The sequence below is a fragment of the Micromonospora sp. PRAS1 genome (assembly GCF_059553435.1).
In genome coordinates this window covers 39,477-65,756 of the sequence record NZ_JCANNB010000023.1, presented here as the reverse complement: position 1 = coordinate 65,756, position 26,280 = coordinate 39,477, and the positions used below count along the sequence as shown (strand labels likewise).

Annotated in this window: 24 protein-coding genes; 6 read left to right on the top strand and 18 right to left on the bottom strand. The window is 71.7% G+C overall.

Annotated elements, in window-relative coordinates:
* Nucleotides 1–115: 115 nt before the first annotated feature.
* Nucleotides 116–634, bottom strand: coding sequence for a DUF6912 family protein (locus AC507J_RS21170; protein ID WP_496290913.1), 519 nt, complete (start codon nt 632–634; stop codon nt 116–118).
* 174 nt (nt 635–808) lie between these two features.
* Here AC507J_RS21170 and AC507J_RS21165 point away from each other — a divergent pair, with 174 nt between their 5' ends.
* Together AC507J_RS21165 and AC507J_RS21160 are read left to right on the top strand one after the other, a co-directional pair.
* Entirely contained in the window at nt 809–1,036 is a 228-nt protein-coding gene (locus tag AC507J_RS21165; RefSeq protein ID WP_204034581.1) for a helix-turn-helix domain-containing protein, read from the top strand.
* Between the two features lie 114 nt (nt 1,037–1,150).
* Nucleotides 1,151–1,765, top strand: a complete 615-nt coding sequence (locus AC507J_RS21160) for an Rv3235 family protein (protein ID WP_496290912.1) — start codon at nt 1,151–1,153, stop codon at nt 1,763–1,765.
* A gap of 145 nt (nt 1,766–1,910) precedes the next feature.
* Here AC507J_RS21160 and secA read toward each other — a convergent pair whose 3' ends face one another.
* Nucleotides 1,911–4,841, bottom strand: a complete 2,931-nt coding sequence (gene secA, locus AC507J_RS21155) for a preprotein translocase subunit SecA (RefSeq protein WP_496290911.1) — start codon at nt 4,839–4,841, stop codon at nt 1,911–1,913.
* A gap of 170 nt (nt 4,842–5,011) precedes the next feature.
* On the opposite strand from secA, the gene AC507J_RS21150 reads away from it, so the two are divergent.
* Both AC507J_RS21150 and AC507J_RS21145 read left to right on the top strand, forming a co-directional pair.
* A complete protein-coding gene (locus AC507J_RS21150) occupies nt 5,012–6,172 on the top strand; it encodes a GNAT family N-acetyltransferase (RefSeq protein WP_496290910.1) in 1,161 nt (386 codons plus the stop codon).
* The gene (locus tag AC507J_RS21145; RefSeq protein WP_496290909.1) at nt 6,169–7,278 is read left to right on the top strand and encodes a GNAT family N-acetyltransferase; all 1,110 of its coding nucleotides are present in this window, start codon (nt 6,169–6,171) and stop codon (nt 7,276–7,278) included. Before AC507J_RS21150 ends, AC507J_RS21145 begins: the two co-directional genes overlap by 4 nt.
* Before the next feature lie 52 nt (nt 7,279–7,330).
* Here AC507J_RS21145 and hpf read toward each other — a convergent pair whose 3' ends face one another.
* From hpf to mtrA, 5 genes are all read right to left on the bottom strand, one after another.
* Complete coding sequence (gene hpf / locus AC507J_RS21140) at nt 7,331–7,960, bottom strand: ribosome hibernation-promoting factor, HPF/YfiA family (protein WP_496290908.1); 630 nt, start codon at nt 7,958–7,960, stop codon at nt 7,331–7,333.
* 251 nt (nt 7,961–8,211) lie between these two features.
* Nucleotides 8,212–8,874, bottom strand: coding sequence for a ComF family protein (locus tag AC507J_RS21135; RefSeq protein WP_496290948.1), 663 nt, complete (start codon nt 8,872–8,874; stop codon nt 8,212–8,214).
* Nucleotides 8,875–8,917: 43 nt separating this feature from the next.
* Nucleotides 8,918–10,714, bottom strand: a complete 1,797-nt coding sequence (locus AC507J_RS21130; protein WP_496290907.1) for an LpqB family beta-propeller domain-containing protein — start codon at nt 10,712–10,714, stop codon at nt 8,918–8,920.
* Nucleotides 10,711–12,486 (bottom strand): MtrAB system histidine kinase MtrB, encoded by a 1,776-nt coding sequence (mtrB, locus tag AC507J_RS21125; protein ID WP_496290906.1) that lies wholly within the window; start codon nt 12,484–12,486, stop codon nt 10,711–10,713. Before mtrB ends, AC507J_RS21130 begins: the two co-directional genes overlap by 4 nt.
* A gap of 12 nt (nt 12,487–12,498) precedes the next feature.
* Complete coding sequence (mtrA, locus tag AC507J_RS21120; protein WP_013731734.1) at nt 12,499–13,188, bottom strand: MtrAB system response regulator MtrA; 690 nt, start codon at nt 13,186–13,188, stop codon at nt 12,499–12,501.
* A 7-nt stretch (nt 13,189–13,195) separates the two neighbouring features.
* Between mtrA and AC507J_RS21115 the strand changes: the two genes are divergently transcribed.
* The gene (locus tag AC507J_RS21115; RefSeq protein ID WP_496290905.1) at nt 13,196–13,351 is read left to right on the top strand and encodes a hypothetical protein; all 156 of its coding nucleotides are present in this window, start codon (nt 13,196–13,198) and stop codon (nt 13,349–13,351) included.
* A gap of 179 nt (nt 13,352–13,530) precedes the next feature.
* Nucleotides 13,531–13,698: a hypothetical protein gene (locus tag AC507J_RS21110; RefSeq protein WP_496290904.1), complete on the top strand. Its 168-nt coding sequence runs from the start codon at nt 13,531–13,533 to the stop codon at nt 13,696–13,698.
* Nucleotides 13,699–13,782: 84 nt separating this feature from the next.
* Here the strand turns inward: AC507J_RS21110 and ahcY are convergent, their stop codons facing one another.
* The 11 genes from ahcY to AC507J_RS21055 form a co-directional block, all read right to left on the bottom strand.
* A complete protein-coding gene (gene ahcY / locus AC507J_RS21105; protein ID WP_496290903.1) occupies nt 13,783–15,282 on the bottom strand; it encodes an adenosylhomocysteinase in 1,500 nt (499 codons plus the stop codon).
* Between the two features lie 296 nt (nt 15,283–15,578).
* A complete protein-coding gene (gene manA, locus AC507J_RS21100; RefSeq protein ID WP_496290902.1) occupies nt 15,579–16,745 on the bottom strand; it encodes a mannose-6-phosphate isomerase, class I in 1,167 nt (388 codons plus the stop codon).
* Between the two features lie 14 nt (nt 16,746–16,759).
* Nucleotides 16,760–17,701, bottom strand: a complete 942-nt coding sequence (locus AC507J_RS21095) for a cation diffusion facilitator family transporter (RefSeq protein ID WP_496290901.1) — start codon at nt 17,699–17,701, stop codon at nt 16,760–16,762.
* Nucleotides 17,698–18,894, bottom strand: coding sequence for an SIS domain-containing protein (locus tag AC507J_RS21090; RefSeq protein ID WP_496290900.1), 1,197 nt, complete (start codon nt 18,892–18,894; stop codon nt 17,698–17,700). The genes AC507J_RS21095 and AC507J_RS21090 overlap by 4 nt, the downstream gene beginning before the upstream one ends.
* Complete coding sequence (locus tag AC507J_RS21085; protein ID WP_496290899.1) at nt 18,891–19,073, bottom strand: Trm112 family protein; 183 nt, start codon at nt 19,071–19,073, stop codon at nt 18,891–18,893. The genes AC507J_RS21090 and AC507J_RS21085 overlap by 4 nt, the downstream gene beginning before the upstream one ends.
* Nucleotides 19,074–19,135: 62 nt before the next feature.
* Nucleotides 19,136–20,515 (bottom strand): phosphomannomutase/phosphoglucomutase, encoded by a 1,380-nt coding sequence (locus AC507J_RS21080; protein ID WP_496290898.1) that lies wholly within the window; start codon nt 20,513–20,515, stop codon nt 19,136–19,138.
* A 69-nt stretch (nt 20,516–20,584) separates the two neighbouring features.
* On the bottom strand, nt 20,585–21,787 hold the full coding sequence (locus AC507J_RS21075; protein WP_496290897.1) for a hypothetical protein: 1,203 nt from the start codon (nt 21,785–21,787) through the stop codon (nt 20,585–20,587).
* 180 nt (nt 21,788–21,967) lie between these two features.
* Nucleotides 21,968–22,282, bottom strand: coding sequence for a hypothetical protein (locus tag AC507J_RS21070; RefSeq protein WP_496290896.1), 315 nt, complete (start codon nt 22,280–22,282; stop codon nt 21,968–21,970).
* On the bottom strand, nt 22,266–25,445 hold the full coding sequence (locus AC507J_RS21065) for a toxin glutamine deamidase domain-containing protein (RefSeq protein WP_496290895.1): 3,180 nt from the start codon (nt 25,443–25,445) through the stop codon (nt 22,266–22,268). Before AC507J_RS21065 ends, AC507J_RS21070 begins: the two co-directional genes overlap by 17 nt.
* 22 nt (nt 25,446–25,467) lie before the next feature.
* On the bottom strand, nt 25,468–25,806 hold the full coding sequence (locus tag AC507J_RS21060) for a hypothetical protein (protein ID WP_496290894.1): 339 nt from the start codon (nt 25,804–25,806) through the stop codon (nt 25,468–25,470).
* The gene (locus tag AC507J_RS21055) at nt 25,806–26,225 is read right to left on the bottom strand and encodes a YbaB/EbfC family nucleoid-associated protein (protein WP_496290947.1); all 420 of its coding nucleotides are present in this window, start codon (nt 26,223–26,225) and stop codon (nt 25,806–25,808) included. Before AC507J_RS21055 ends, AC507J_RS21060 begins: the two co-directional genes overlap by 1 nt.
* Nucleotides 26,226–26,280: the final 55 nt, after the last annotated feature.

Genomic DNA, 26,280 nt, shown 5'->3' with positions numbered 1-26,280 from the left:
CCGGCAGCCGGCACCGAGGCAGCCGAGCCGATCGGCGTCGGCGGTGCCGCCACCGACACCGAGCCCGGCGGCACCGCCGACGAGACGGGCAGCGTCGCTCGCTGATTGGTGCCGGTCACCCCTGACCGGTAGTGGCGCGCAGCAGCAGATCCAGTTCGCTGGGGTCGTACCACTCCAGCTCGTGGTCCTCGGCACCGTCGACGGTGAACTGCGCGTCCGGGTCGCCGGCCAGCGCCTCCGCGACCACGTCCGCGGCGGCGGTGACGTCGGAGACCGCGTCCGCGCCGTCGACGTGGATGGCCGCCACGGCGGCGACCGACACCGCCCCGCGCAGTCCCACCACGCTGGAACCCAGTTCGCCGTCGCCCCGGTCGAGCGCGGTGGCGGGCAGGTCCGCCGAGACCACCACCCGGCGGCGCGGCGCGGCCGGGTCGTGCCGGATCAGCTGCAGGGCGTCCTGCGCGGCCCGGGTGAAGGCGACGTACTCCAACTCCTCCTCGTCACCCTCGGCGTACCACTCGCGCAGCGCCGGGGTCACGGCGTGCGCCTGCGTCGCGTCGAGGCCGTGCTGGGGCAGCCTGGCCAGCATCGGCACGGTTGCCGGCAGGTACACCCGGACAAGCTCGTCGGTCACGTCGTCTCCCCGATCTGCTCCGCTCGCCGGCAGTTCCGCCGGCCGAGCGTACGGCCACGCCGTACGCCCTGACCGTCATACACTCCGCACCCGCCCCTACGAAAATCGCGGCTGCGCGCGGGCGACCTCGGTGATGGCAAACTGAAGCAAACGACGTCAACCCGGGGAGTTCTCGTGGAGCCGAGATTCCTGCTCCTGTCCGACGTGGCCACCGAGCTGAACGTGTCGGACTCGCAGGTGTACCACATGGTACGCAGCGGCGAGCTACCCGCGATCAAGATCGGTGGCCGGGGCCAGTGGCGCGTGGAGCGCGCCCGGCTGGAGGAGTACATCCAGCGCAAGTACGCCGAGACCGCCGAGTGGGTACGCGGCAACCCGCTCGCCGAGCGCGACCCGGAGTAGCCACCCCACCTCGCACAGCCATTGACCGTTGGCTCTGCCATGCCCGAGAATCGGAAACTGACGGAGGCAAACGAAGGCAAACGCAAGGAAACGGCGAAAGGTGGGGCCAGCACGATGAACGACCGCCGACGACCCGGGCCGAGCCGCCCACCCGTGCTCCTGCGGCCGGCACCCGCGCTCGACCCGCCCTTCACGGACGAGAGCATCGGCGCCTGGCGCACGCCGAGCGACCATCAGCTCGCCCTCGATCTCTTCGCTGCCGAGCAGTTGTTCGCCCCTGGCGAGCCCGGAAGGCCGGCCACCCGGCGCGGCACCGCCCGTCCGCTGCCGCTACGGCCCGGCCGCGATCCGGCCCGGCAGCTGCCACCGGATGCCCTGGCCACCGCGACCCCGGCGGCGACCCGGGTCGCTCACCGCTTCGTCGCCAGTTGCCTGGAGGTGTTCAACGGTTTCCGGTCGCCGGTGCAACTCCGGCGCCAACTCGACCCGATCCGCTCCGCCCAGCTGCTGCCCGAGTTGGCCCGCGCCACCACCCGTGGCGCACCGGCCCGCCGCCGCTCGCCACGTCCCAGCCTTCGGCTGCGCCGACTGCGGGTCTGCGAGCCCCGACCGACCGCCATCGAGGCCGCCGCGGTGCTCGGCGGTGCCGGCGGCAACAGCTGGGCGATGGCGCTGCGCCTGGAACATCGGCGAGGCAACTGGCTCTGCACCGACCTGCGCGTCCTCTGACTGCCGTCACCGAGGGCTGGACCGACATCAGTTGCCCCACACACGGCGGAGCCGTGGTCACCAGGACCACGGCTCCGTCGAAATGTCGAACGCCACCGCTACCGAGCACTGCCGCGGTCGGACGCGGCGACGCTCATGGCGGGCCTCAGCTGGCCGAGGTGCCTCCCGGCGCACCGTGGCAACGCTTGTACTTGCGACCCGAGCCGCAGGGGCACGGCGCGTTGCGGGACGGTCCGTTGCTGGCAGCCGCCTGACCCGACGCCGCTGCCTGCCGGGCCGTGCTGGAGGCGACCCCCGGGCCACGCAGGGCGCCGGCCGGGCGCTGCGGCGCCGCCGGAGCGGTCCGCCCCGGCGCGGCCGGAGCGCTCGGCTCCGGGCTGCCGATGCCGAGCGCGGGAGCGCGCTGGTCGTCGCGCTGCACGGCGACCCCGCCGGCGCCGGCCTCGCCGTCGATGGTCGGCGCGGAATACTGCAACCCCTGCTGCTGCGGTGCACGGCGCAGGCCCTTGGCCTTGATCTCCACCGGCTTCTCCAGCAGCTGGACCTCCTCGGCCTCGGGCTCCGGCTCGTTGACCTGAACCTCGAGGTTGTAGAGGAAGCCGACCGTCTCCTCCTTGATGCCGTCCATCATGGTGGTGAACATGGCGAAGCCCTCGCGCTGGTATTCCACCACCGGGTCACGCTGGGCGTACGCCCGCAGCGTGATGCCCTCCTGGAGGTAGTCCATCTCGTAGAGGTGTTCCCGCCACTTGCGGTCGATCACCTGGAGCAGCACCATCCGCTCCAGTTGGCGGGTGCCCTCGGCACCGAGCTGCTCCTCGCGCCGGTCGTACGCGGCGTGCGCGTCCTCCTTGAGGCGGGAGACCAGGAAGTCGGCGTCGATGGCACTCCGCGAACCGCCGGCCTCCTCCTCCAGCTCCTCGACGGTGATGCTCACCGGATAGAGCTGCTTGAGGCTGGTCCAGAGCTGGTCCAGATCCCAGTCCTCGGCGTACCCCTCGGAGGTGGCCCCCCGCACGTACGCGTCGACCACATCGTCGATCATGTTGCGGACCTGGTCGGAGAGGTCCTCGCCGTTGAGTACGCGCAGCCGCTCGGCGTAGATCACCTGGCGCTGCTTGTTCATCACCTCGTCGTACTTGAGGACGTTCTTGCGGATCTCGGCGTTCTGGCCCTCGATCTGGGCCTGCGCGCTCTTGATCTGGCGGGTGACCATCTTCGACTCGATCGGCACGTCCTCCGGGATGTTGAAGCGGTCCATCACCGCCTCGACGGCCCCGGAGCGGAACCGCTTCATCAGCTCGTCCTGGAGGGAGAGGTAGAACCGCGACTCACCGGGGTCGCCCTGCCGGCCGGAGCGACCGCGCAGCTGGTTGTCGATCCGCCGGGACTCGTGCCGCTCGGTGCCCAGCACGTAGAGCCCACCGGCGGCGGCCACCTCCTCGGCCTCGGTGTCGCAGGCCTGCTTCCACTTCGGCAGGACCTCCTCCATGGCCTTGTCGTACTCCTCGGCGTTCTCCGCCGGGTCGAGGCCACGCTGGCGCAGCTCGCTCGCGGCGAGGAACTCGGGGTTGCCGCCGAGCAGGATGTCGGTGCCTCGGCCGGCCATGTTGGTGGCCACCGTGACCGCGCCCTTGCGACCGGCCTGGGCGACGATCTCCGCCTCCCGGGCGTGGAACTTGGCGTTCAGCACCGAGTGCGGAATGCCCCGGCGGCGCAGCAACTGGGACAGGATCTCGGAATTCTCCACCGAGACGGTGCCGACCAGCACCGGCTGCCCGGCGTGGTGCCGCTCGGCGATGTCCTCGATCACCGCGTTGAACTTGGCCTTCTCGGTCTTGTAGATGACGTCGGCCCGGTCCTCGCGGACCATCGGCCGGTGGGTCGGGATGGTCACCACGCCGACCTTGTAGACCTTGTTGAACTCGCCCGCCTCGGTCTGGGCGGTACCGGTCATGCCGGAGAGCTTGTCGTAGAGGCGGAAGTAGTTCTGCAGGGTGATGGTGGCCAGGGTCTGGTTCTCCTGCTTGATCTCCACCCCCTCCTTGGCCTCGATCGCCTGGTGCATGCCCTCGTTGTACCGGCGGCCGTGCAGGATGCGACCGGTGAACTCGTCGACGATCAGGACCTCGCCGTCGCTGACGATGTAGTCCTTGTCGCGCTTATAGAGCTCCTTGGCCTTGATGGCGTTGTTCAGGTAGCCGACCAGCGGAGTGTTCACCGACTCGTAGAGGTTGTCGATGCCGAGCCGGTCCTCGACCTTGGCCACGCCCCGCTCGGTGACCGCGATGGTCCGCTTGGAGTAGTCGACCTCGTAGTCACCCTCGCCGTCCTTGCCGGCCTGCAACCGGGCCACGACGGCGGCGAACTCGCCGTACCAGCGGGCGGAGTGCTCGGCCGGGCCGGAGATGATCAGCGGGGTCCGGGCCTCGTCGATCAGGATCGAGTCGACCTCGTCGACCACGGCGAAGTTGTGGCCGCGCTGGACCAGCTCCTCCTTCGACCAGGCCATGTTGTCGCGCAGGTAGTCGAAGCCGAACTCGTTGTTCGTGCCGTAGGTGATGTCACACTCGTACGCCGCACGGTGCTCGGTGGCCGGCCGGTTGGGCAGCACCACGCCGACGGTCAGGCCGAGGAACTCGTGCACCCGGCCCATCCAGGCGGCGTCCCGCTGGGCCAGGTAGTCGTTGACCGTGACCACGTGCACGCCCTTGCCGGAGAGCGCGTTGAGGTAGACCGGCATGACCGAGGTCAGGGTCTTGCCCTCACCGGTCTTCATCTCGGCGATGTTGCCGAAGTGCAGCGCCGCGCCACCCATCACCTGCACGTCGTACGGCCGCTGGCCGAGCACCCGCGCCGCTGCCTCCCGGCAGACCGCGAACGCCTCGGGCAGGAGGTCGTCCAGGGTCTCGCCATCGGCGAGCCGTTCCCTGAACTGCTCGGTCATGCCGCGCAGCTCGTCGTCCGTGAGGTTGACGTAGTCGTCCTCGATCGAGTTGACGGCGGCGGCAATCGCCTTGAGGCGGCGCACCATGCGCCCCTCGCCCGCGCGGAGGACCTTTTCCAGAATCGACACGGATCAACGCTCCCCTAGACAGTCTCGAACCATCGTAGGCGTTCCATCGGGCAGATGGTCACTGGTGGCGGGGGTCGGTCATCGCGAAACCGACATAACGCGTCGCAGCCTCGCCTGCGCCCCGGTTTTTCGGTTACGCCGTGGGCGAACGATCCGGCACGATGGGTCGGATGCAGCCCGTGGAGATCAACGAGGCCGGTCTGGTGTTACGGCCGTGGCACGTCGAGGACGCCGACGCCGTGTACCGCGCGTGCCAGGACCCGGACATCCAGCGCTGGACCAGCGTTCCGCGCCCGTACCTGCGCGAGCACGCGCGGACGTTCGTCGCCGAACGGGCCCGGCAGTGGGAACAGGGCACCGGAGCGCCCTTCGCGGTCTGCGATGCCGCCACCGGCGAGCTGCTCGGCGCCTGCGGCCTGATCTCGATCGATCGCAATCACCAGCTCAGCGAGATCGGCTACTGGACCGCCCCGTGGGCACGGCGGCAGGGCGTGGCGGTCCGTGCGGCGCGCGCCCTCGCCCGCTGGGCCTTCACCGAGCTGAAGCTACGCCGGCTGCTCTGGGGGGCGCTGGTGGGCAATCACACCTCCCGGTTGGTCGCGCTCCGAACCGGCTTCCAGGTCGAGGGACGGCTCCGCGCCGCCGACCCGGGGCAGGGCGGCTACGAGTGGTTCGGCTCGCTGCTACCCGGTGACGTGCCGGCGCCCGACGAGGTCGGTCCGGCCGGGCCGGGCACGCTGGAGGCCCGCCGGGCAGCAGTCTTCGGCCGGCCGCAGCCCACCCTCTTCGCCACCGCCGGCGAGCACGAGCTGCGCCTGCGCCCGCTGGAGGAGTCCGACCTCGACGCGGTGATCACCACCTGCCGGGATCCGGAGACCCTGCGCTGGACCACCGTCCCCGAGCGGTACGACCGGTCGGCGGCCGAATCGTTCCGCACCATCTGCCAGGACAACTGGGCCAGTGGCACCACCGCCAGCTACGCGATCGCCGACGGGCGGGATCACTACGCCGGCTCGATCGACCTGCGGCTCTCCCCCACCGACCCGTTGCTGGCCGACGTGGGTTTCATGACCGCGCCGCACGTCCGTGGCCGGGGCTACCTGCCGGCCGCGCTCGCCGCGTTGACCGCGTGGGGCTTCACCACGCTCGGGCTGGCCCGCGTCGAGTGGCGGTGCCACGTCGGCAACGTCGCCTCCCGCCGGGCCGCCGAGAAGGCCGGCTTCACCATCGAGGGCACCGCCCGGGGCGCCCTCAACCACCGGGGCACCCGGGTGGACGCCTGGGTCGGCGCGCTGCTCGCCGAGGACCTGACGCGCGAGGTGCCGGCGTGAGCCCGGAAACCATCGAGGGCCAGGGCGTACGGTTGCGGCCGTTCCGGTCGGCCGACGTCGCCGACATCACCGCCGGCTGCGCCGACCCGCTCACCCAACGGTTCATCGACGGCCTGCCCAACCCGTACACCGAGGCCGACGCCCGCTGGTGGGTCAACGAGGGCGCGCCAGCGGCCTTCGCCGGCGGCGGCGCCGCCTACGCCATCGCCGACCCGGAGACCGACCGGCTGCTCGGCACCGTCGGGCTGAGCAACCCGGTGGCGCAGCGGGGGCAGGCCGAGATCGGTTACTGGGTGGCCCCGTGGGCACGCGGCCGGGGTGTGGCCACGGCCGCCACCCGGGCGCTGGCCGGGCGCGCCTTCGCCACCGGCATCGTCCGGCTGGAACTGCTCACCAGCGTCGAGAACGCGGCCAGCCAGCGGGTGGCGCTGGCCGCCGGGTTCCACCCCGAGGGGGTACGCCGATCCGCCAGCCCGGTACGCGGCGGCGGCCGGCGGGACCTGACGGTGTGGGTACGCCTCGCCGACGACCCGCCCGGCCCGGTCCCGCGTCCGCTGCCGGACCTGCCCGGCGGGCGGCTGACCGACGGCGTGGTCGCGCTGCGCGCACTCGGGCCGGAGGACGTCGACGCGATGTACCGGCTGCACACCGGCGCGGAGGTGGTGGCCAGCCGGGTGCCGCCGGTGCCGCCCACCCGCGAGGCGATGGAGCAGTACTGCCAGGGCGCGCCGAACCAGTGGCTGGTCGGCAGGAGCGCAGCCATGATCATCCTGGACGCGGTCTCGGAAACCGTCGCGGGCAACTGCATGCTGCTCCTCGACCAACCAGCCAACCAGGGGATGATCGGTTACAGCCTGTTCCCGCAGTGGCGCGGACAGGGGCTGGCCACCCGCACCGTACGGCTGCTCGTCGGCTGGGGTTTCCAGCACGTCGGCCTGGCCCGGCTCTGGGCCGGCACCCTGCCGGAGAACGTCGCTTCGCAGCGGGTGCTGGAGCGGGCCGGTTTCCGGCGTGAGGGTCTGCTGCGCGGGCGGTTGCCCGGCGACGCCGGGGTCCGCGCCGACTCCACCGTGTTCGGCCTGCTACCTGGCGATCTGCCGGGCTGAGCAGGGTCGCCGGCTCGGGTTGGTCAACTCGTCCCGAGCCGGCGCCGCAGCCTCAGATGTCCAGCGAGATGATGCCGTAGTCGTAGGCGTGTCGCCGGTAGACCACGCTCGGTCGGCCGGATTCCTTGTCCTGGAACAAATAGAAGTCATGGCCGACGAGTTCCATCTGGAACAGCGCGTCGTCCACGGTCATCGGCTCGGCCGGGTGGACCTTCTCCCGCGCGATGTGCCACGGCTGGTCGTCGTACTCGTCGGGTTCGTCTTCGGGCCGCTCGGCGACCGCAGTGGCGGCACCGGCGGGCGCGCCCAGCGCGGGCAGGTCGGTCACCGGCAGGCCGGCGGTGGCGGCGGCGACCGACAGCGGCGCATGCCGGCCACGGTGGATGCGACGCCGGTCGGCGGCGCGGCGCAGCCGGGCGTCGAGCTTGGCGATCGCCGCGTCCAGTGCGCTGTAGAAGTCGTTGGTGCAGGCCTCCGCCCGGATCACCGGGCCCCGCGAGTAGCAGGTGATCTCCACCCGCTGGCAGTGATCGGACTGGCGCGGATTGCGCTCGTGGAAGAGTTCGACATCGGCACGGATTAGCTTGTGGTCGTAACGTTCGATCTTTGCGAGCTTGTCTGCTACGTGCACCCGGAAATGGTCCGGCACTTCGACGTTACGGCCCTTGACCACGATGTCCACGTGACCTCCCTCGTTCGGACGGTCTCATTGATCCGAGAAACCCGGTCGTACGTCCGTCGGAGGTCCCGCTCGGCGTCGACCGGTTGAAACGGCTACGCCTCCTCTCACCGCCGGGGGTGGGTGGGTTGGCCTTCCTACCCCCGACAGGCAAACGCTAACTCCTGTTCGCCCGCCAGTCACCCCCAGTTGCGAATACCGCCGAGTAATTTCCACAGCTCATACACGAAGGGGTGAAACGGAAACACAATCGGTCACCGTTGGTGCCTTTTCCGGGTCGCGGCCAGCACCGCGGCCGACGACGGGGCGAGCCCCTGCGCGGCCAGCACCCGACTGATCGCGGCGAGGGTGGACCCGGTGGTGACGATGTCGTCCAGCAGCACCACGGTCGTGCCCGGCGGTGCCGGCGCGCTGCCCGACCGAACGCGGAATGCGGCGTCGGCCGCCGCCGCCCGGCCGGCGCTGTCCAGGGTGACCGAGTCCGGTCGGGGTGCGGCCCGTACCGGACGACGCACCCGGACCGGCCACCCCGCGACGCGTAGCCGACGGGCACAGTGCCGGGTCATCCGGTCGAGGTGGTCGCCGTAGCGGGCGCGGGCCGCCGCCGGAGTGTCCGGCACCGGCACCAGCAGCACCGGCCGGGCCGCACCGACCGCCGCCGCCACGACCTCGGCGAGCAACTCCCCCAGCGGCCGGGCCAGCGCGTGCCGGCCGTGGTCCTTGTACGCCAGCAGGGTCTCCCGCAGCGGCCCACCGTACGCCCCGAGTGCGTGGCAGGGCGGCAACCCGGATGGGGCCGGCACCGGCCGCACCGGCCCGGGACGCAACGCCCGCAGCTCGCGCACGCACTCCGGGCAGATTCCGCGCCGCAGCCCCGGCCGTTGTTCCCGGCACCCGGCGCACTCGGCGGGCAGCACCAGGTCGGCCAGATCCGCCCACAGCCCGCCCAGCACGGCCGGCTCAGTAGAGGAAGAAGGGAGCGGTGGGGTAGCCGGCACGTACCCCGGCCGGCGGCGGGGTGACGTCTTGGACGTGTTCCCGCTCCAGCCGCTGGAAGGGGTTGCTGCGGTAGGCGACCCGGTTGGCCTCGTACATGAACGAGCCGGCGGGCGGGGCGAGTTGGGCGGGTACGGCGCTCAGCTGGGTGGCCGCGGCGCCGGTGTCCTCCCGCAGCCGGGTCTCCAGGGCGCCGTCGACGCTCACGTCGTAGATCGCCGGGCGACCGGCCGAGCCCGCCACCACCAGCCGGTTCTCCCCCGCCCAGTCCACCGCCGTGGGGTTGCTCAGGGAGACCACCAGCCGTCGGACCGGGCCGACCGTGGGCACACCGCCCTCCCAACCGATCGCGGCGACGTGCAGCACACCGCCGATGACCACGGCGATCCGGTGCCCGTCCAGGGCGGCCGCCACCGCGCTGACCCGACCGGGTACGCCGATCGACACCGGCCGCAGCACCGCCTGGTCGTCGAAGCGGTAGAGGCCTCCGTCGACGACCACCAGCCCCGAAGGCCGACCGTCGGTACGGATCCAGACCGGCCGGCCGATGCTGGCGTGCGCGGAGTCGCTGGTGGCGAAGTTCCGCACCACTCCCTGGCCACGACCGACGGCGAGTCGCTGCCGACCGTTCTCCCCGGTGATCACCAGTGCGGCCAGCACGTCCCCGCCGGAACGGCGCAGCCCAGCGGAGACCACGTCGCGGTTCACCTCGGCGGCCACCGGGACCATGCCGGGCAGTTCGTTGGCCACGGCGAGGGCGTGGATCGCCCCCTCGTAGACGCAGAAGCGCTGGGCGCCTTCCTCGAATCGGTACAACTGGTTGTTCGACCGCTGCTCACCGAGGTCGACCAGCTTGCGGGGCTGGTTGAGGATCTTGATCTCCAGCGTGCCGTCCAGGTCCAGGTCGCGCAGCGACCAGGCCAGCTGCGTGGCTAGTTGCTCCAGGCGCTGGTCGTCGGCGCCGGGCATGTCGAGGTTGACCTCCCAGCGTCCATCCGAACCGGTGGCATTGTTGATCATCTCGGTCCGGTCGGGTAGGCCGGAGACGCCGATCCGCAACCATTCCGACGGGCCCGCGGTCAGCCATCGGACCACCTCGCTCACCCGACGCTCCGCCGGCACCGCCGAGGAGAGATAGCGCTGGTCCGGCACCAGCCGGGTACGGTCGGAATTCCAGAAGTAGATCGACTTGGCCTCGTAGAAGCGACGCAGCGCCTCGTCACTGAGCAACAGCAGGTTGGGCGGATCGCTGACGTAGTAGCCGGCATCGTCCTGGCCCGCCGGCCCGGCGTTGACCAGCCGGAACTCGTACGTCGTCTCGGTGGCCAGCGGTGGTGCCAGGACGCCGTTGGCCCGCAGCAGCCCCACCTGTTGCACGGTGATGGTGACCTTCATGCTGTCCACGTCCGGCGCGATCATCGGGTTGTCGGTGAGGCGTACCACCGACAGCGCCACCTCGCTGCCCTGCTTGTCCTGCAGCGCACCCCGGTCGGTCGGCGCGATGAACTGCTTGACCCGGTCGTACGCCCGGTCGGGCTCGCCCGCCGCCGCGGCCAGGAAGTTTCGCACGAACGCCTCGGCGTCGCTGCCGCTGGCCGTCCGGGTGGGCGGTTCGGTGCCGCGCCCCGACGACCAACTGGTCTCCGCGGCCGGTCCGCGCTGCTCGATCTGGACCTCGGTGTCGTCGGGAATGCCGCAGCCGCCCAGGCCAGCCAGCACCAGCGCACCGGCCAGCATGCCACTGAGCAGGCGACGCGTCACGAACCCACCTCCGCGGGCCGCTCGGGGCCGGTGGTCGGGGTGTCACTCGACGCGGGGAGAATCGCGGGCGCACCAGCCGGGCCGGGACCAATGGCCAACAGGCCGTTACCGGCCGCCCCGCCGAACGGCGGGGTCGCGTCCGCCGGTACCAGGCGCAGCGGCGAGGTGGTGAGCCGGTCACCGGCCCGGGCCGGCAGCGTGAGCCGGAACTGGGCGCCCTGGCCGGGTGCGCCCCACGCCTCAAGCCAGCCGCCGTGCAACCGGGCGTCCTCCAGGCTGATCGACAGCCCCAGCCCGGTCCCGCCGGTCTGCCGGGCCCGCGACGGGTCGGCCCGCCAGAACCGGTTGAAGACCAGCTTCTCCTCGCCCGGTTTGAGCCCCACACCGTGATCCCGGACGGTGATCGCGACGGCGGTCTCGTCCATCCCGAGGGCGATCCGCACCGGCCGGCCCTCGCCGTGCTCGACGGCGTTGCCGACCAGGTTGCGCAGCACCCGCTCGACCCGTCGCGGGTCGATCTCGGCGATCACCGGGGCGGCGGGGACGTCCAGCTCCACCTCCACCCCGACCCGCTCGGCCAGCCCGGCGAGCCGGTCCACCACCCGGTGCACCACCGGCACCAGGTCGGTCGGCTCGGCGTCGAGCACCGCGAAACCCGCGTCGAACCGGCTGATCTCCAGCAGGTCGGTGAGCAGCTCCTCGAACCGGTCCAGCTCGGCCTGGAGCAGTTCGGCGCTGCGGGCCACCGCCGGCTCGAACCCGTCCCGCTCGGCGAAGATCAGGTCGGCCGCCATCCGTACCGTGGTCAGCGGGGTCCGCAGTTCGTGCGAGACGTCGGAGGTGAACCGGCGCTGCAACCGCGACATCTCCTCCAGCCGGAGGATCTGCCGTTGCAGGTTGGTCGCCATCTGGTTGAACGACGCGGCCAGCAGGGCCAGGTCGTCCTCGCCGTTGACCGCCATCCGCTGGTCGAGCAGCCCGGCCGAGAGCCGCTGGGCGGTCCGGGCAGCCACCCGTACCGGGGTCACCACGAGCCGGGTCACCAACGCGGCGAGCACGCCGAGCAGCAGCACCAGGGCCACCCCGGTGGCCACCACGGTGGCCCGGGCCTGACCGGCCGTGGTGTCCTGCAACGTCAGCGGTACGAAGTAGTAGAGCTCCACCTGGCCGAACCGGGTCGGCACCGGCGAGCCGTAGACGAGATACTTCGTGGTGCTTCCGTCGTCGCCGAGCTGTCCGGTACGGATCTGGTTGGCCACGTTGCCGCCGGCCACCGCGGCGCGCAGTTCCGGGCTGATCAGTGGCTGGAAGTCCACCGCGGGTGAGCTGCGCGGCTCGATCATCTCGCCGGAGGCGTCGGCGGCGAGCGCCACCACCACCCCGCTGGTCTGCTGCTGGCCGCCGCCGGCCAGATAGTTGACCGTGCCGTCGATGGTCTCCTGGAGCTGCGCCTCCTGCGGCTGACTGTAGAGGCTGAACTGCTTGGCCGCGTACTCCGCGCCGCTGGTCAGGCGCTGCCGGACGTCAATCTTGGCGTTGTCCAGCAGGATGCTGGTGATCTTGTCGGCGATCAGGTACGCGAACCCGCCCACCAGCAGACTCGACACCACAAGTGTGATGGTCACCACACGCACCTGCAACGAGCGCCGCCAGGTCTGGTGCAGGCCAGCGAGCAGCCGGGCACCTCGACCAGTGAGCCCACGCCACAGCTCCCACCCGGCGCCACGCCGGCGGGAAGTCGTGTCAAGATCCGGAATCGGGGTGTCGGTCACAGTGCGACCAGGCTATCCGGTACCCGCCTTGTAGCCCACGCCCCGGACGGTGAGGATGATTTCCGGCCGCTCCGGATCCGGCTCGATCTTGGCGCGCAGTCGCTGCACGTGCACGTTGACCAGCCGGGTGTCCGCCGCGTGCCGGTATCCCCAGACCTGCTCCAGCAGCACCTCCCGGGTGAAGACCTGACGTGGTTTGCGGGCCAGCGCGACCAGCAGGTCGAACTCCAGCGGAGTCAGCTTTACCTCCTCGCCGTTGCGGCTGACGGTGTGCGCCGGCACGTCGATGGCGATCTGGTTGCCGGGCGGGCCGATGGTGAGCAGTTCCGGCGCCGCGTCCTCGCCCCGCCGCAGCCGGGCCCGCATCCGGGCCACCAGCTCCTTGGGCTTGAACGGCTTCACCACGTAGTCGTCGGCCCCCGACTCCAGGCCCAGCACCACATCGACCGTGTCGCTCTTGGCGGTCAGCATGACGATCGGCACTCCCGACTCGGCCCGGATCGCCCGCGCCACGTCGATGCCGCTCATGCCGGGCAGCATGAGATCGAGCAGGACGATGTCGGGCCGGTTGTCGCGGAACGCGGCCAGGGCCCGTTCCCCGTCCGCCACGAAGGAGGGCATGAAACCTTCGCTGCGCAGCACGATGCCGAGCATCTCGGCGAGCGCGGGGTCGTCGTCGACCACCAGTACCCGGGCTCTCATGGGGTTAATGTTTCCATCCCGTCAGTTCGGTGGGCTCGGCGTACCCGGCACGCTACTGGCGCCACGCGTACTGCGCGCCCAGCACCGGCCTGGTGACATCGCCGCGCGCGAGCCCGCCCACCGGGCGGGACTGCACCCGGACGGATCGCGCGTGCCACCATGATTCCTGGCCGCAGCGCCGCGCGCCACCGCCCCGCCGTCAGGAGTACGCGTGCCCGAAGCAGGCCCGACCGCCGTGCTTCCCGCTTACCGGCCGGCCGTCGCTTCGGCGAGGCGCTCCTGACACGGAGAATTGCGGCAACGGTGCCGGTGGCCGGCGCCGAGCACACCGAGGAGGCCGTGATGAGGGGTTTCGGACCGTGGCTGGCCGTGCTCGCAGTGGTGGTGCTGCTCAGCGCGCTGCGGCTACGCACCCTGGCAGCGCTGGTCTCCCTGACCTGGCTGGCCTGGTGCGTCTGGACCTGGATCCGCCCGACCCGCCCCCACCAACCCCCCAACCCACCCCGTTGACCAATGAGGTTGGCGGCAGCCTGAAGATCAACCGCTGCCGCCAACCTCATGACCAACCGCCGAGGTGGCCGGGGGTCGGGGTTGTCAGTAGCGGTAGTGGTCCGACTTGAACGGCCCCTCGACGGGGATGCCGAGGTAGGCGGCCTGCTCCTTGGTCAGCGTGGAGAGCTTGGCGCCGAGCGCCGCCAGGTGCAGCCGGGCGACCTTCTCGTCCAGGTGCTTGGGGAGCACGTACACGCCGATCGGGTACTCGGCGGTCTTGGTGTACAGCTCGATCTGGGCGATCGTCTGGTTGGCGAACGAGTTGGACATCACGAAGCTCGGGTGACCGGTCGCGTTGCCCAGGTTCAGCAGGCGGCCCTCGGAGAGCACGATGATGGCGTGGCCGTCGTCGAACTTCCAGAGGTCGACCTGCGGCTTGATGTTCTCCCGGGTGACGTCCGAGCGCTTGGCCAGGCCGGCCATGTCGATCTCGTTGTCGAAGTGACCGATGTTGCCGACGATCGCCTGGTGCTTCATCCGGGCCATGTGCTCGTTGGTGATGACGTCGAAGCAACCGGTCGCGGTGATGAAGATGTCGGCGATCTCGACCACGTCGTCAAGCGTGGCGACCTGGTAGCCGTCCATCGCCGCCTGCAACGCGCAGATCGGGTCCACCTCGGTCACCACGACCCGGGCGCCCTGGCCGCGCAGCGACTCGGCGCAGCCCTTGCCCACGTCGCCGTAGCCGAGTACGACGGCCATCTTGCCGCCGATCAGCACGTCGGTGGCCCGGTTGATGCCGTCGATGAGCGAGTGCCGGCAGCCGTACTTGTTGTCGAACTTGCTCTTGGTCACCGAGTCGTTGACGTTGATGGCCGGGAAGAGCAGGGTGCCGGCGCGGTGCATGTCGTAGAGGCGGTGGACACCGGTGGTGGTCTCCTCGGTGACGCCCTTGATGCCGGCCGCGATCCGGGTCCAGCGCTGGTTGTCGGCGGCCAGCGAGCGGTGCAGCAGACCGAGGACGACCGCGAACTCCTCCGACTCGGCGGACTCGACGGCCGGCACGGAGCCGGCCTTCTCGAACTCGGCACCCTTGTGGACGAGCAGGGTGGCGTCGCCACCGTCATCGAGGATCATGTTGGGGCCCTGCCCGTCGGGCCAGTCGAGCACCTGCTCGGTGCACCACCAGTACTCCTCGAGCGTCTCGCCCTTCCAGGCGTAGACCGGCACGCCGGACGGAGCGTCGGGGGTGCCGTGCGGGCCGACCACGATCGCGGCGGCGGCGTGGTCCTGGGTGGAGAAGATGTTGCAGGAGGCCCAGCGGACCTGCGCGCCGAGCGCGACGAGGGTCTCGATCAGTACGGCGGTCTGGACGGTCATGTGCAGCGAACCGGTGATCCGCGCGCCCGCGAGGGGCTGCGCGTCGGCGAACTCACGGCGGATCGCCATCAGTCCGGGCATCTCGTGCTCGGCGAGCCGGATCTCCTTGCGCCCGAACTCGGCGAGCGACAGATCCGCCACCTTGTAATCGCCCTCGGCGAGGGTGCGCGGCCGGGCCTCGGACGACGTGCCACTGGCGGACACCGGGAGGGTGCTGGTCATGAATGCTCCTGTCGGACGACGATGCTGCGCAACCATCCACCTTACGCGCGCCACCCATGAGCGCGCGGGGCAGTTGCGCGCAGCGCACGGGGCGGCCGGTGATGGACGTGTGCCGTCCATCGCCGCCCGCCCCGTGCATCCCCCCGGTTTGGTTCCCCCGCGCGTTCCCGGACGGTTCGTCGCGACAACGCTGCGCACACATAGAGTCACACAGCGCAAGAAGCGAGTCAAGCCATTCCGGGAAAGTCGGACATGTCGGCGTGGCGTGGCACGCGGAAATCCTGAATCCCGTCGACTCAGCTCAGACCGGTCGTGGCGACGTACACCGTGCCCGCACCCGACACCACGAACGGCCCGGCGTCGGCCGACCCCACCGCGGCCCGCCCCGTGGTGAGGGTCACCGACCCGGCGTCGTCGGTCACGGTGACCCCGCCCGACGTGCAGAGCACCACCCGGGGGCCCGGCACCGCCAACGCCACCTCGGGCCGGTCGTCCGCCACCGTCACCCGGTGCAGCGCGAAGTCGGGCACCGGCACCGGCCAGGTGACCACCCCGTCGGAGACCGGCCGGGGCGACACCACCGGCTGGTCGAGCGGATCGAATCGGAGCACCCGGAGCAGTTCGGGCACGTCCACGTGCTTCGGGGTCAGCCCGCCGCGCAGCACGTTGTCACTGGCCGCCATCACCTCGACGCCGGTGCCCCGCAGGTAGGCGTGCAGGTTCCCGGCCGGCATCCAGATCGCCTCCCCGGGCGCCAACCGGACCCGGTTGAGCAGCAACGCGACGAGCACCCCCGGGTCCGCCGGATACGCCGCCGCCAGCAGCGCCACCAGCTCCGCGTCCGGCCCGGCGACCGCCGCCGCCCGTACCGCCGCGACCAGCCCGGCACGCTCCGCCGCCGGCCAGGTCAGCAGCACGCGTACGGCTTCGGCCAGCCCCGCCGGCCCGGCCGCCAGCGCGTCGAGCACCGGCCGCAGCTCCGGTACGCCCAGCCCGGCGAGCGCCGCCGCCGAACTGGCCGGATCCCGGAACCCGCAAAGCGCCTCCATCGGCCCGAGCGCCACCAGCAGTTCGGGCTTGTGGAACGGGTCGACATAGTTGCGGTGCGCGCCGCCGGTGCGGGCCTGATCCGCCGCGTACCCGGCCCGGGCCTGCTCGGCGTCCGGATGTGCCTGGAGGCTCAACGGTGCCTCCGCGGCCAGTACCTTGAGCAGGAAGGGCAACCGGGGACCGAACCGGTCGAGCACCGGCCGGCCGAGCCAGCCGTCCGGGTCGGCGGCGATCGCCTCGGTCAACGCGACCCGTGCCCCGTCGCGCTCGACCACGGCCGGAGCGCCCGGATGCGCGCCCAGCCAGAGTTCAGCCTCCGGGCCGTCGCTCGGCACCGGCCGCCCCTGGAGCTCGGCGATCGCCGAGCGGGACCCCCAGGCGTAGTCCTTGATCGGCCCGTACAGCGGTTCCACGGTCAGCTCTCCCGTCAGCCGGACGTCTCTGTCGCCCCGGCCTCGGCATGGTAGATGTCCGGCTCCAGATAGATCACCCGGGCGAGCGGTACGGCGGCCCGGATCCGGGCCTCGACCGCGTTGATGCCCCGGGCCACGTCCTCGGCGCTCTCGCAGCGCGGCACCGCGACTTTCGCGGCCACCATCAACTCCTCCGGGCCCAGGTAGAGCGTCTTCATGTGGATGATCCGTTCGACCTCGGGGCCGGCGGCGACCGCCCGCTCGATGGCCGCCACGTCCGCCGCCTCGGCGCCCTCGCCGAGCAGCAGGCTCTTGGTCTCCACGGCGAGCACGATCGCGATCGTCACCAGCAGCAGACCGATCATCGCGGTGCCCGCCGCGTCCCACCGGCCGTTGCCGGTGGCCAGGGTCATCCCCACCCCGAACAACGCGAAGACCAGACCGACCAGGGCGCCGAAATCCTCCAGCAGCACCACCGGCAGCTCCGGGGCCTTGGACCGCCGGATGAACCTGGTCCAGGTCTCCCGGCCCCGGACCAGGTTGGACTCCTTGATCGCGGTACGGAACGAGAACGACTCCAGCACGATCGCCACCAGCAGCACCGTCACCGGCACCCACTGCCAGTTGGTGATCCCGTGCGGATCGGACCACTTGTGCCACGCCTCGTAGAGCGCGAAGAGGCCACCCAGGCTGAACAGCACGATCGCCACGATGAACGCGTAGACGTACCGCTCCCGGCCGTAGCCGAACGGGTGCTGCGCGGTGGCCGCCCGCTTGGCCCGCCTGCCACCGACCAGCAGCAGGGCCTGGTTGCCCGAGTCCGCGACCGAGTGGATCGACTCGGCAAGCATCGACGACGAGCTCGTCAACAGGTACGCGACGAACTTCGTCACGGCGATGCCGAGGTTGGCCAGCAACGCGGCGATGATCGCCTTCGTGCCGCCCTGGGTGCTCACTGGTTGGACAGCTCCTTCATCTCCGTGATCGCCGGCACTGCCATCGGATCCAGGCCGTGCGCCAGCGCCAGGTAGATCGACGCGAAGTCCGGGACCGCGACCAGCGAGGCCAGCCGCTCCAACGCCGAACCGCCCTCGGCGGTGACCACGTCGCACCGTACGCCGCGCCGCTCGGCGAGGGTCTGCACCGCGTCGGCCCGGCGCTCCTCGACCGCGAGGGGCTCGTCGGCGTCGTCCTCGGCGTTCAGCCCGCCGTCGCGCAGCAGCACCAACCGCAGCCGGGTCTCCTCCTCCGACGATTCGTCCGGGTCGGCGAAGATGTCCCGCTCCCCCTCGGCGAGACCACCGAATACCCCGTCCAGCAGACCGACCCGCCCCCGACCCGCCTCACCGAGCGCCCCGGTGACCACCGGGTACCTGGCGTTTGCCGACAGGGTGTCGCCGAAGCGGCGGGCCGCGACCGAGGCCAGCGGCGAGGAACCCCACACGATCGGGATCGACCCGGCCAGGCCCAGCGCGAGGGACTTCGCCGGGTTGACAAACGACTCGGCACTCGGGCGGCAGCGGTCGGCGTCGGCGTCCAGCCGGGCCGCCGTCTCCGCGAGGTCCGCCTCGTTCACCTTCACCAGACCGAGTGCCCGGGCGGCCAGCAGAACCGGCACCGTCAGCCCCCAGAGGCTGGCCCGGGCCGGGGCCCGTCGGGGCACCGGGATGAACGGGGCACGAGCCCGCTCAGCCACCGACTGCAACTGCGAATCCGGCGGGGCCACCGCGACCAGCCGGGCACCCCGCCGATGGGCCGCCTCGGCGGCGCCGAGCGCCTCGGGGCTGCGACCGGAGGCGCTCACCGCAATCACCACGTCGGCCGCGCCGACCCAGCCGGGCACGCCCGCGCTGCGGTGCGCGATGACCGGCACCGGGCAGCGCGGCCCGGCGACGGTGGCGAGCACGTCACCGGTACGCCCGGCGGTGCCGATGCCGGCGATGACGACCGCCCGGGGCCGCCCGTCGTCGGCGAGTACGGCGAGGTTCGCCTCGGCGGCCAGCGCCGCCGACTCGCGGACCTGAGCGCCGGCCGAGGCCGTGTGCCGCAACATGCCACCCGGGTCCCGCTCGGCCAACGCCTGCGGGTCGTCGAGCAGCCGGTCGTCGGCGTGGCGGTGGCCGCTGACGCCGGCCGTCCCGTCGATCACGACGACTCCGCGGGACCGCGTGCCTCGTCCAGCAGCAGCACCGGCACGTCGTCGCGGACCTCGAAGATCCGGCCGCACTCGGTGCAGGTAAGCGTCTGGGCCTGCACGTCGTAGTCCAGCGGCGCATGGTGTGTGTCCGGGCAGGCAAGGATTTCCAGCAACTGCGGGTCGAGGGCCACTGCGCGGCTCCTTCCACGTATGCGGCTTGACCGATCGACGGTGCCGATCGGCGCGAGCGATCTTATCGGCGAACCCGGTCGAGCACCTCGTCGCGGAGCGACGTCATCCGCTCGCTTGTCGGTGCCTCGACGTTGAGCCGCAACAGCGGCTCGGTGTTCGAGGCGCGCAGGTTGAACCACGCGCCGTCGGGGAAGCGCAGGGTGAGCCCGTCCAACTCGTCGACTTCGGCGTCCGGGTACGCGGCCCGGACCTCGGCCATCTTGGCCGTCTGGTCCGCCACCGTCGAGTTGATTTCCCCCGAGGCGGCGTACCGCTCGTACTCGGCTGCCAGGGTGGAGAGCGGCAACGGCTGCTCGCCGAGCGCCGCCAGGGTGTGCATCGCGGCCAGCATGCCGGTGTCGGCGAACCAGAAGTCCCGGAAGTAGTAGTGCGCGGAGTGCTCACCACCGAAAACCGCGTTGGTGCGGGCCATCTCCGCCTTGATGAACGAGTGGCCCACCCGGGCCACCACCGGCTGGCCACCGTGTTCGCGGATGATCTCCGGCACCGCGTTCGAGGTGATCAGATTGTGGATGACCGTCGAGCCGGGGTGCTTCGCCAGCTCACGGGTCGCCACCAGGGCGGTGATCGCCGACGGCGAGACCGGTTCACCGCGCTCGTCGACCACGAAGCAGCGGTCGGCGTCGCCGTCGAACGCCAGCCCGATGTCGGCGCCGTGCGCCACCACCGCGCGTTGCAGGTCGACCAGGTTGGCCGGGTCCAACGGATTTGCCTCGTGGTTGGGGAACGTGCCGTCCAACTCGAAGTACAGCGGCACGATCCGCAGCGGCAGGGCCGGCAGCACGGCGTCACCGAGCACGCTGGGCACGGTGTGCCCGCCCATGCCGTTGCCCGCGTCGACCACCACCGTCAGCGGCCGGATGCCGGTCAGGTCCACAAGCGTGCGCAGGTGTGCCGCGTAATCGGCGAGCAGGTCCCGACGCTCGGTCGGTGCGGTCGGCTCACCGAGTGGCTCGTCCTTGTCCAGCAGCGCCTGCGCCCGGTCGCGGACCTCGGCCAGCCCACTGTCCTGCCCGACGGGGCGGGCACCCGCGTGGCACATCTTGATGCCGTTGTACTGCGCCGGGTTGTGGCTGGCGGTGAACATCGCGCCCGGCAGCCCCAACGCACCGGAGGCGTAGTAGACCATGTCGGTCGAGGCGAGCCCGATCTCGATCACCGGACGGCCCTCGGCGCGTACGCCGGCCGCGAAGGCCGCCGCCAGCCCCGGCCCGGACGCCCGCATGTCGTGCCCGATCAGCACCGCCGCACCCGGCTCGCCGGCGGCGTCGAGCATCTGGGCGAAGGCGCTGCCAAGTGCGCCGGCAACCCGCTCATCCCACTGGTCCGGCACCGTCCCACGGACGTCGTACGCCTTCACGATCTGGGACAGATCAGACACCAGTTCCACTCCTCGGCCGCAGGACCTCAACGAAGCTGAGCGTATCGGAGGGGGCGGTCCCGCCCCGGCTCAGCCGGGGAGGTCGCGTACCGGATTCGGATCGTCGTCCGCACCACCGGCCGCCGGCGAGTCCTGCCGCCCGGACAGCTCCTGCCCCCCGGCCGACGGGTCCGGCCTTCCGGACAGGCCCTCTCCTCCGGCCGGCGGCTCCGGCCGCGCGGGCGGGACGGCGGAGCCGGCGGGGGCCTCCGGCGGCATCGCCCGGGTCTGGTCGCCGGGGTCGGCCGGCCGCGCCCCGTACACGCTGCCCGACTGGCGAGGAGCGGGCGGAACGCCGTAGACGCGGGGCGTGCCGGACCGGCTCGACCCGTACACCTGGCCGGGTGGCACCGGCGGCGGGGCACCCGGGCCGCGCGGAGCCGGCGGCACGGTGCCCAGGCCCGGCGGGACCGGCGCGGCGCCCGCGCCCTGCCCGGAGCGGTAGGTGGTGCCACCCGGGTTACGCGGCAGCGGAACCTCGGGCAGCTCCTGACGCTGCCGCCGGTCCTTCCGGGCACGGTGGATCAGCAGCCCGATGAGCAGCGCGCCGGCCACGACCATGGCGATGCCGAAATACATCACCGGCGAACTGCCCGACGACTCCCCGGCCGTCTGCGCCAGGTCACCCGGACCGTCCGCGGCGAGCGCCACCGTCGGCACGACCTCGGCCGGTGGCTCCTCGTCCGGCGTCGGCGACGGCGTGGGTGACGGGGACGGCGAGGGCAGCGGCGCGACCCGCCCACCGACCACCCGGGACGCCACCGCGGCCCGGCCCAGCACAGCTCCCCCGGCGGTGACCGCCTCACCGGTCACGATCAACCTGCCGTCGGGTGCGTCCGCGCCGAAGGCCACCCGGTACCGCATCGTCGCGCGCTTGCCCCGGCACAGCTCGTCCCTGGCCGGGGCGACCACGGAGGTGGTCAACAACCCGTTGTCACCGGAGACAGCCACCGGCACCCAACGGCCCTGCACGTTGGCCTGCACGGCAATCTGGTCGGCCCGCACGCCGGGCAGGCTCAGCCCGAGCGCGCTGCGCACCCGCACGCACCCTTCGGTGCGCTTGCGTACCTCGATCGAGACCCCCTCGGCGGAGCGGCCAGCGGTGAACTTGCCGGCCGACCGGACCCGCACCTGATCCTCGTCGGCATGCGCAGGCGCGCCGCCGAGCAGCACCAGGCCACCCAGCAGTACGCAGACCGTCGCGAGCCGCGCTGCGTGGCGACGTACCGACATGATCACCCACCGTTCCTCCCCCGGACGGGGAATCGCCGGTCAGGCTACTACCGGGGCCCGACCCGGGGTGGTCATCGAGCATCCCGGATGTGCGCCGCGCCACCCCGGCAACGACTCTTCCGACCAGCCTGAACGGCGTGCACCGGGTCCTCCGGCAGCGCTCAGTTCCGACCGCTCTCGTCAGCGACGGGCACAGGACGCCACTCGCAGGCCAGCGGACTCGACCGCCGCCCGGACACCCGCCACGACTCGGCTGACCTCCACGTCGGGCACCGCCTCGACGTCGAACCTCCATTCCCCGGAGTCGACATCCCGCCACAGCTCGATCCCGATGGCACCGCCCGGCGAGGTCATCCGAGTCTCGCCGAACAACTCGTCCCAGTCGTCGCTCAACCGACCGGTCCGAGTCAGGTCCAACGCCGACCGCAGGGCGTCGAGCGCCCGCTGATCCAGCCGCTCGACCAACCGCACCGCCCACCTAATCGCCACGGCCATCCTGAGCAGGCTGGGCTGGTGTACTGCCGGGGTGCGGGTCGCGGGGCTGGTTGGCTTCGGTGGGGGCCTGCCCGGGGCCGCCGAGCAGGTGCATTCGGTTCAGGTACGGCTCGCCGTACCCCTGGTATTCCTTGGCGGACGGGTAACCCGGCAGGTCCGGTCGCCGGCTGTACAGGCCCCGTCGCAATCCGGTCAGTGGCATCGGCCGGGCGGTGCCGTCGAGCACCAGCACGTCCGCGTCGAGCGCGTTGAAGGGGTGCGCGGCACCGTGATGCCGGTAGAGCGGACGGTCGCTGACCAGCCCGATCTGCGGGTCGACGTAGAGCACGGTCCCGTTCTGGTTCAGCGCCACCCAGATGTGCGAACCGCCCCGCTCCAGATGGTTGACAACGAAGGCGAAGCTGCCGTGGCCGCCCAGCAGAAGCTGGTCGCGCAGGTTGCGGTAGCCCGCGTCGAGCGCCCGTTGCCGGCCGGAGTCCGTGGTGGCGGTGTCGTCACAGAGCCGCTGGAAACGTCCGCCCGTGACGTCCTCGACCCGGGCGGTGCCATCCTGCTCACCATTGAGCGGCCGGGTCACGTCACCGGACTGGTACGCATCGAAGGTGCGCGGCGCCGACACCCGGGGACGGCCGTGCACCCAGGTGTCGAAGAGCGAGAGCGTGCAGTCCAGGCAGTTGATGCCCCGGGTCGGGTCGGCCTGCGGCCCACCATCGTTCACCAGCCCGAACCAGTCGCCCACCCGGGGATCTGCCGTACGCAACACGTTGCCGGCCCGGTCCCGGGGCATCTGCCGCTCCACGTCCAACTGGTGCAGGGCGAGCGGCGGGCGCAGCCCGCCGGGCTGGCCGTACCGGCGGGACCGGTCTATCGGCGGCGGATGGTCATCGCCGGTCAGAGCCGAGCGGTCACTGGTCCCGATCGCCCCAGACGCAAGATCACCTACGTCGTCGTTGATCCGCCGAAAGTCCTCCGGCCGGTCGACGGCCACCGTGTCGGGCACAACGGAACCGGCAAGCACCTCGTCGGCCAGATCCAGACACTCGCCGTACGCCCGGGTCTCCTCGTCGGCCGCCCGCTGCCAGCCTGCCGACGCGCTACGGTGACCAGCCTGATGGAGTTGACGCGCGTACGCCGCAAAGTCGCTGGCCCGCTGGTAGTACTCCGCCGCCTGCGCCCGTAGCCGTGCTGCCTCATCGAGGCGACGCTTCTCCTCGAACCACGTTCGCTGCGACTCGTAATAGCCCTGGTAGCGGCGCCGTTCGAGGGCCTCCTGCTCGGCGGACCAACTGCCGCCGTTCCGATCAGCGGGCCCCGGCCGCGAGGTCGGCTGGCTGGCCCGCCCCGGTGAGCTCGCCACCTGGCGGTTCGGGGCGAGCGCTTCGAGCAGCGCGGATCGTGACGGCGGCAGGGGCTCCGGCCGGGGCGGCGGTTCCGGCCGAGGAGATGCCACGACGGACGGAGTGCCCTCTGTCGGTCTTGCGGCTGGCGGGTACACCGTCGGTTGGACCGCCGCTGGCCCGCCCAAGGTAGGTGGCCCGCCGATTCCGGTCGCCGCTGGAGGGCTGGCGCTTTGAGTGAAGCCGGTCGGGGTCGCCACACTCGCGCCCGTCGCACCCGGGCCCGTCATCTCGACAGCGGTGGCGCCCCCCGGAACCGGGGTGAGCGACGGCGGAGCGACCGTGGACAACGTCGGACCCGGCTGGCCGACCGGTCCGCCCGTCGGGACCGTCGTGGACGGGCTCGCTGCGGAAGATGCAGTGGTCACCTCGCCTGCGCGTGGGGCCTCAACGGTCGGGGCTTCACGGATCGGCTGGTGCGGCTCCGGCCGCTGACCCGACTCGGTCGGACGGTCCGGTGTTCCGCCCCGGTCGGGGCTGGCGTGATGCGTCGCCTGCGCATCCTGGGGCGACCCGGCGGAAGGGACCGGGCCGGCAACGATGTCCGGACCTGGCACGGGCCCACTCGGCGGCGGAGAGGCACTGGACGGCCCGGCGGACAGCGGCTCAACCGGGCTCCGCTGGGTAGGGATCAACGCCTCCCCCATCGAACCCGCCCCGGGGGCATACGCCGGTGCTGCGGAGCCGATCGGCTGCTCCGGGGGAGTTGGCCCAGGCATCGTCAGCGACGGAAGTGACGGGCCGGACAGGGCACTCAGCTGGCCGTTGAGCCGAGCCTGCAAGGCGTGATCGGTCTGGGCGGTGGCCGAGCCACGGGCACCGGACGCAGCCGCCCGTGCGGCATCCTCCAGAGACGTCAGCCCCTGCCCGGTGGCGAGGCTCGCCGCCTGATCGGCGATCACCTCGCCGGTCATCTCCCGACCGACATGCTCAGCCATCCGGGTTACCCGGCCGGTGGCGTGCCGGCCAAGGCCGGCCAACGGCGCAGCGGCCCCGCCGGCCAGGCCGCCGATCGCGTTGGTCCCCACGTCGGTGAGGTCGACACCATGCCGGCGACCCGTCGAGTTCTGGTACGCCTGGGTGGCCAGGTTCACTCCCGCTTCCTCGGCCGCCTCTTCCAGTCCTTCCCGGGCCACTCGTCGGGTCAGGCCCCGCACGCCGCCCTTGGCCACCTGTTTCGCTGCGCGTTCGCCGGCCTCCTTGAGGCCCTGCTTGAGGGTCTTGCGGGCCAGTTGGGCCAGCAGCCGCCGGAAGATCTGCTGCACCAGGAACCGGGTCGCGGCAATCGCCCCGGCGGCGGCCGGCGAGGCGGCCCCGGCCGTGAGCACCGCCGCCACCGCCAGCCCCACCAGCTCGATCACCAGGATGCCCAGCTCGATCCAGACTTCGAGCTTGGCGCCTTCGATGTCGCAGCCGCACTCCTCCACCACCCGGCCCAGATCCTGGCTGACGGCGAGCAGTAGCGGCAGTGGGGCCTCGTCGCCGTCTGCCACCCGCTGCCACGCGATGTCGAAGGCGGCTGCCACCGCCCCGACCGCGCCGTACCCCTGGCGTACCTCGGTGGCAGCGGTGTTCCCGTCCGTCTGCGGACCGGCGAGGACCCCGGCCACCGCGTACCACTGGTCGGCCAGATCCCAGACGGCGCGTTCGTCTCCCTCCGGCCACTCCACGCCGATCACCCAGTCGAGCGCCTCGTAGATCCAGCCGGGCAGGTCCCAGGGCGAGTAGTCCAACGGGTGCGGGATCGGGCTCGGCAGCACGGTCATCTACGACCTCCCGGTCCAGGGATCAGCGCTCTGGTCCGGTTTCGGCCACCCGATCCAGCCGGCCGGCGCTGGCCGCGTCCGTCTCCAGGTTGGCCTCCACGGAACGCACCACGTCCGTGCCCAACTCCGCCAACCTGCGACCCACTCCGGCCCAGACCCGCAGCACCAGCTCCTCGTAGCCGCGGTACTGCTGCTCGAACGCGGTGCCGATGTCGTCGCGCCCCCAGGGCCGCCGGGCGCTCGCCGCCGCTATCGCGGCACCGACCTCCGCGCGATGTCCCGTCACCGCCTCACCGACGCGGGTCAGGTCCGTGCCGGCACGCCGGGCCCGCGCCGGATCGAGCCAGAGCTGCCCGGACATCACTCGCTCCGGCGCAGGACCGTGTCGGCCCGGCCGAGCAGGGCACCGAAATCACCGGTACGCAGAAAGTCGGCCGTACCGGAGCCGGCCGGCAGGTAGTCCGCAACGAGTTCCTGCGTCGCCGCTGACGCGGTGGCACTGGCCCGCCGTACCGTGGCAGTGATCTTCGTGCTCAGTGCCCTGGGATCGCGGTCCCGGTAGATCGCGGCGGTGAGTTCCACCGACACCAGCTCGCCCCGGGCGTTGACGGTTGCGGTGACCTGCCCGTCGTCGGAACGTTCGGTCACCCGCAGCTCGGCGAGTCGGGCCTGCAGCTCGTCCAGACCGGAGCGAAGCTGCTGATATTGCCCGAACACCTCGTCGAAACGGGCCCGCAGGGTGCGATTGGCTGCACGGTCCACGTTGTCGGTCAACGCCACACCTCTCGTCACCGTCGGTAAAGCGAACCATACCGGCTGCCACGGATTCACGTTG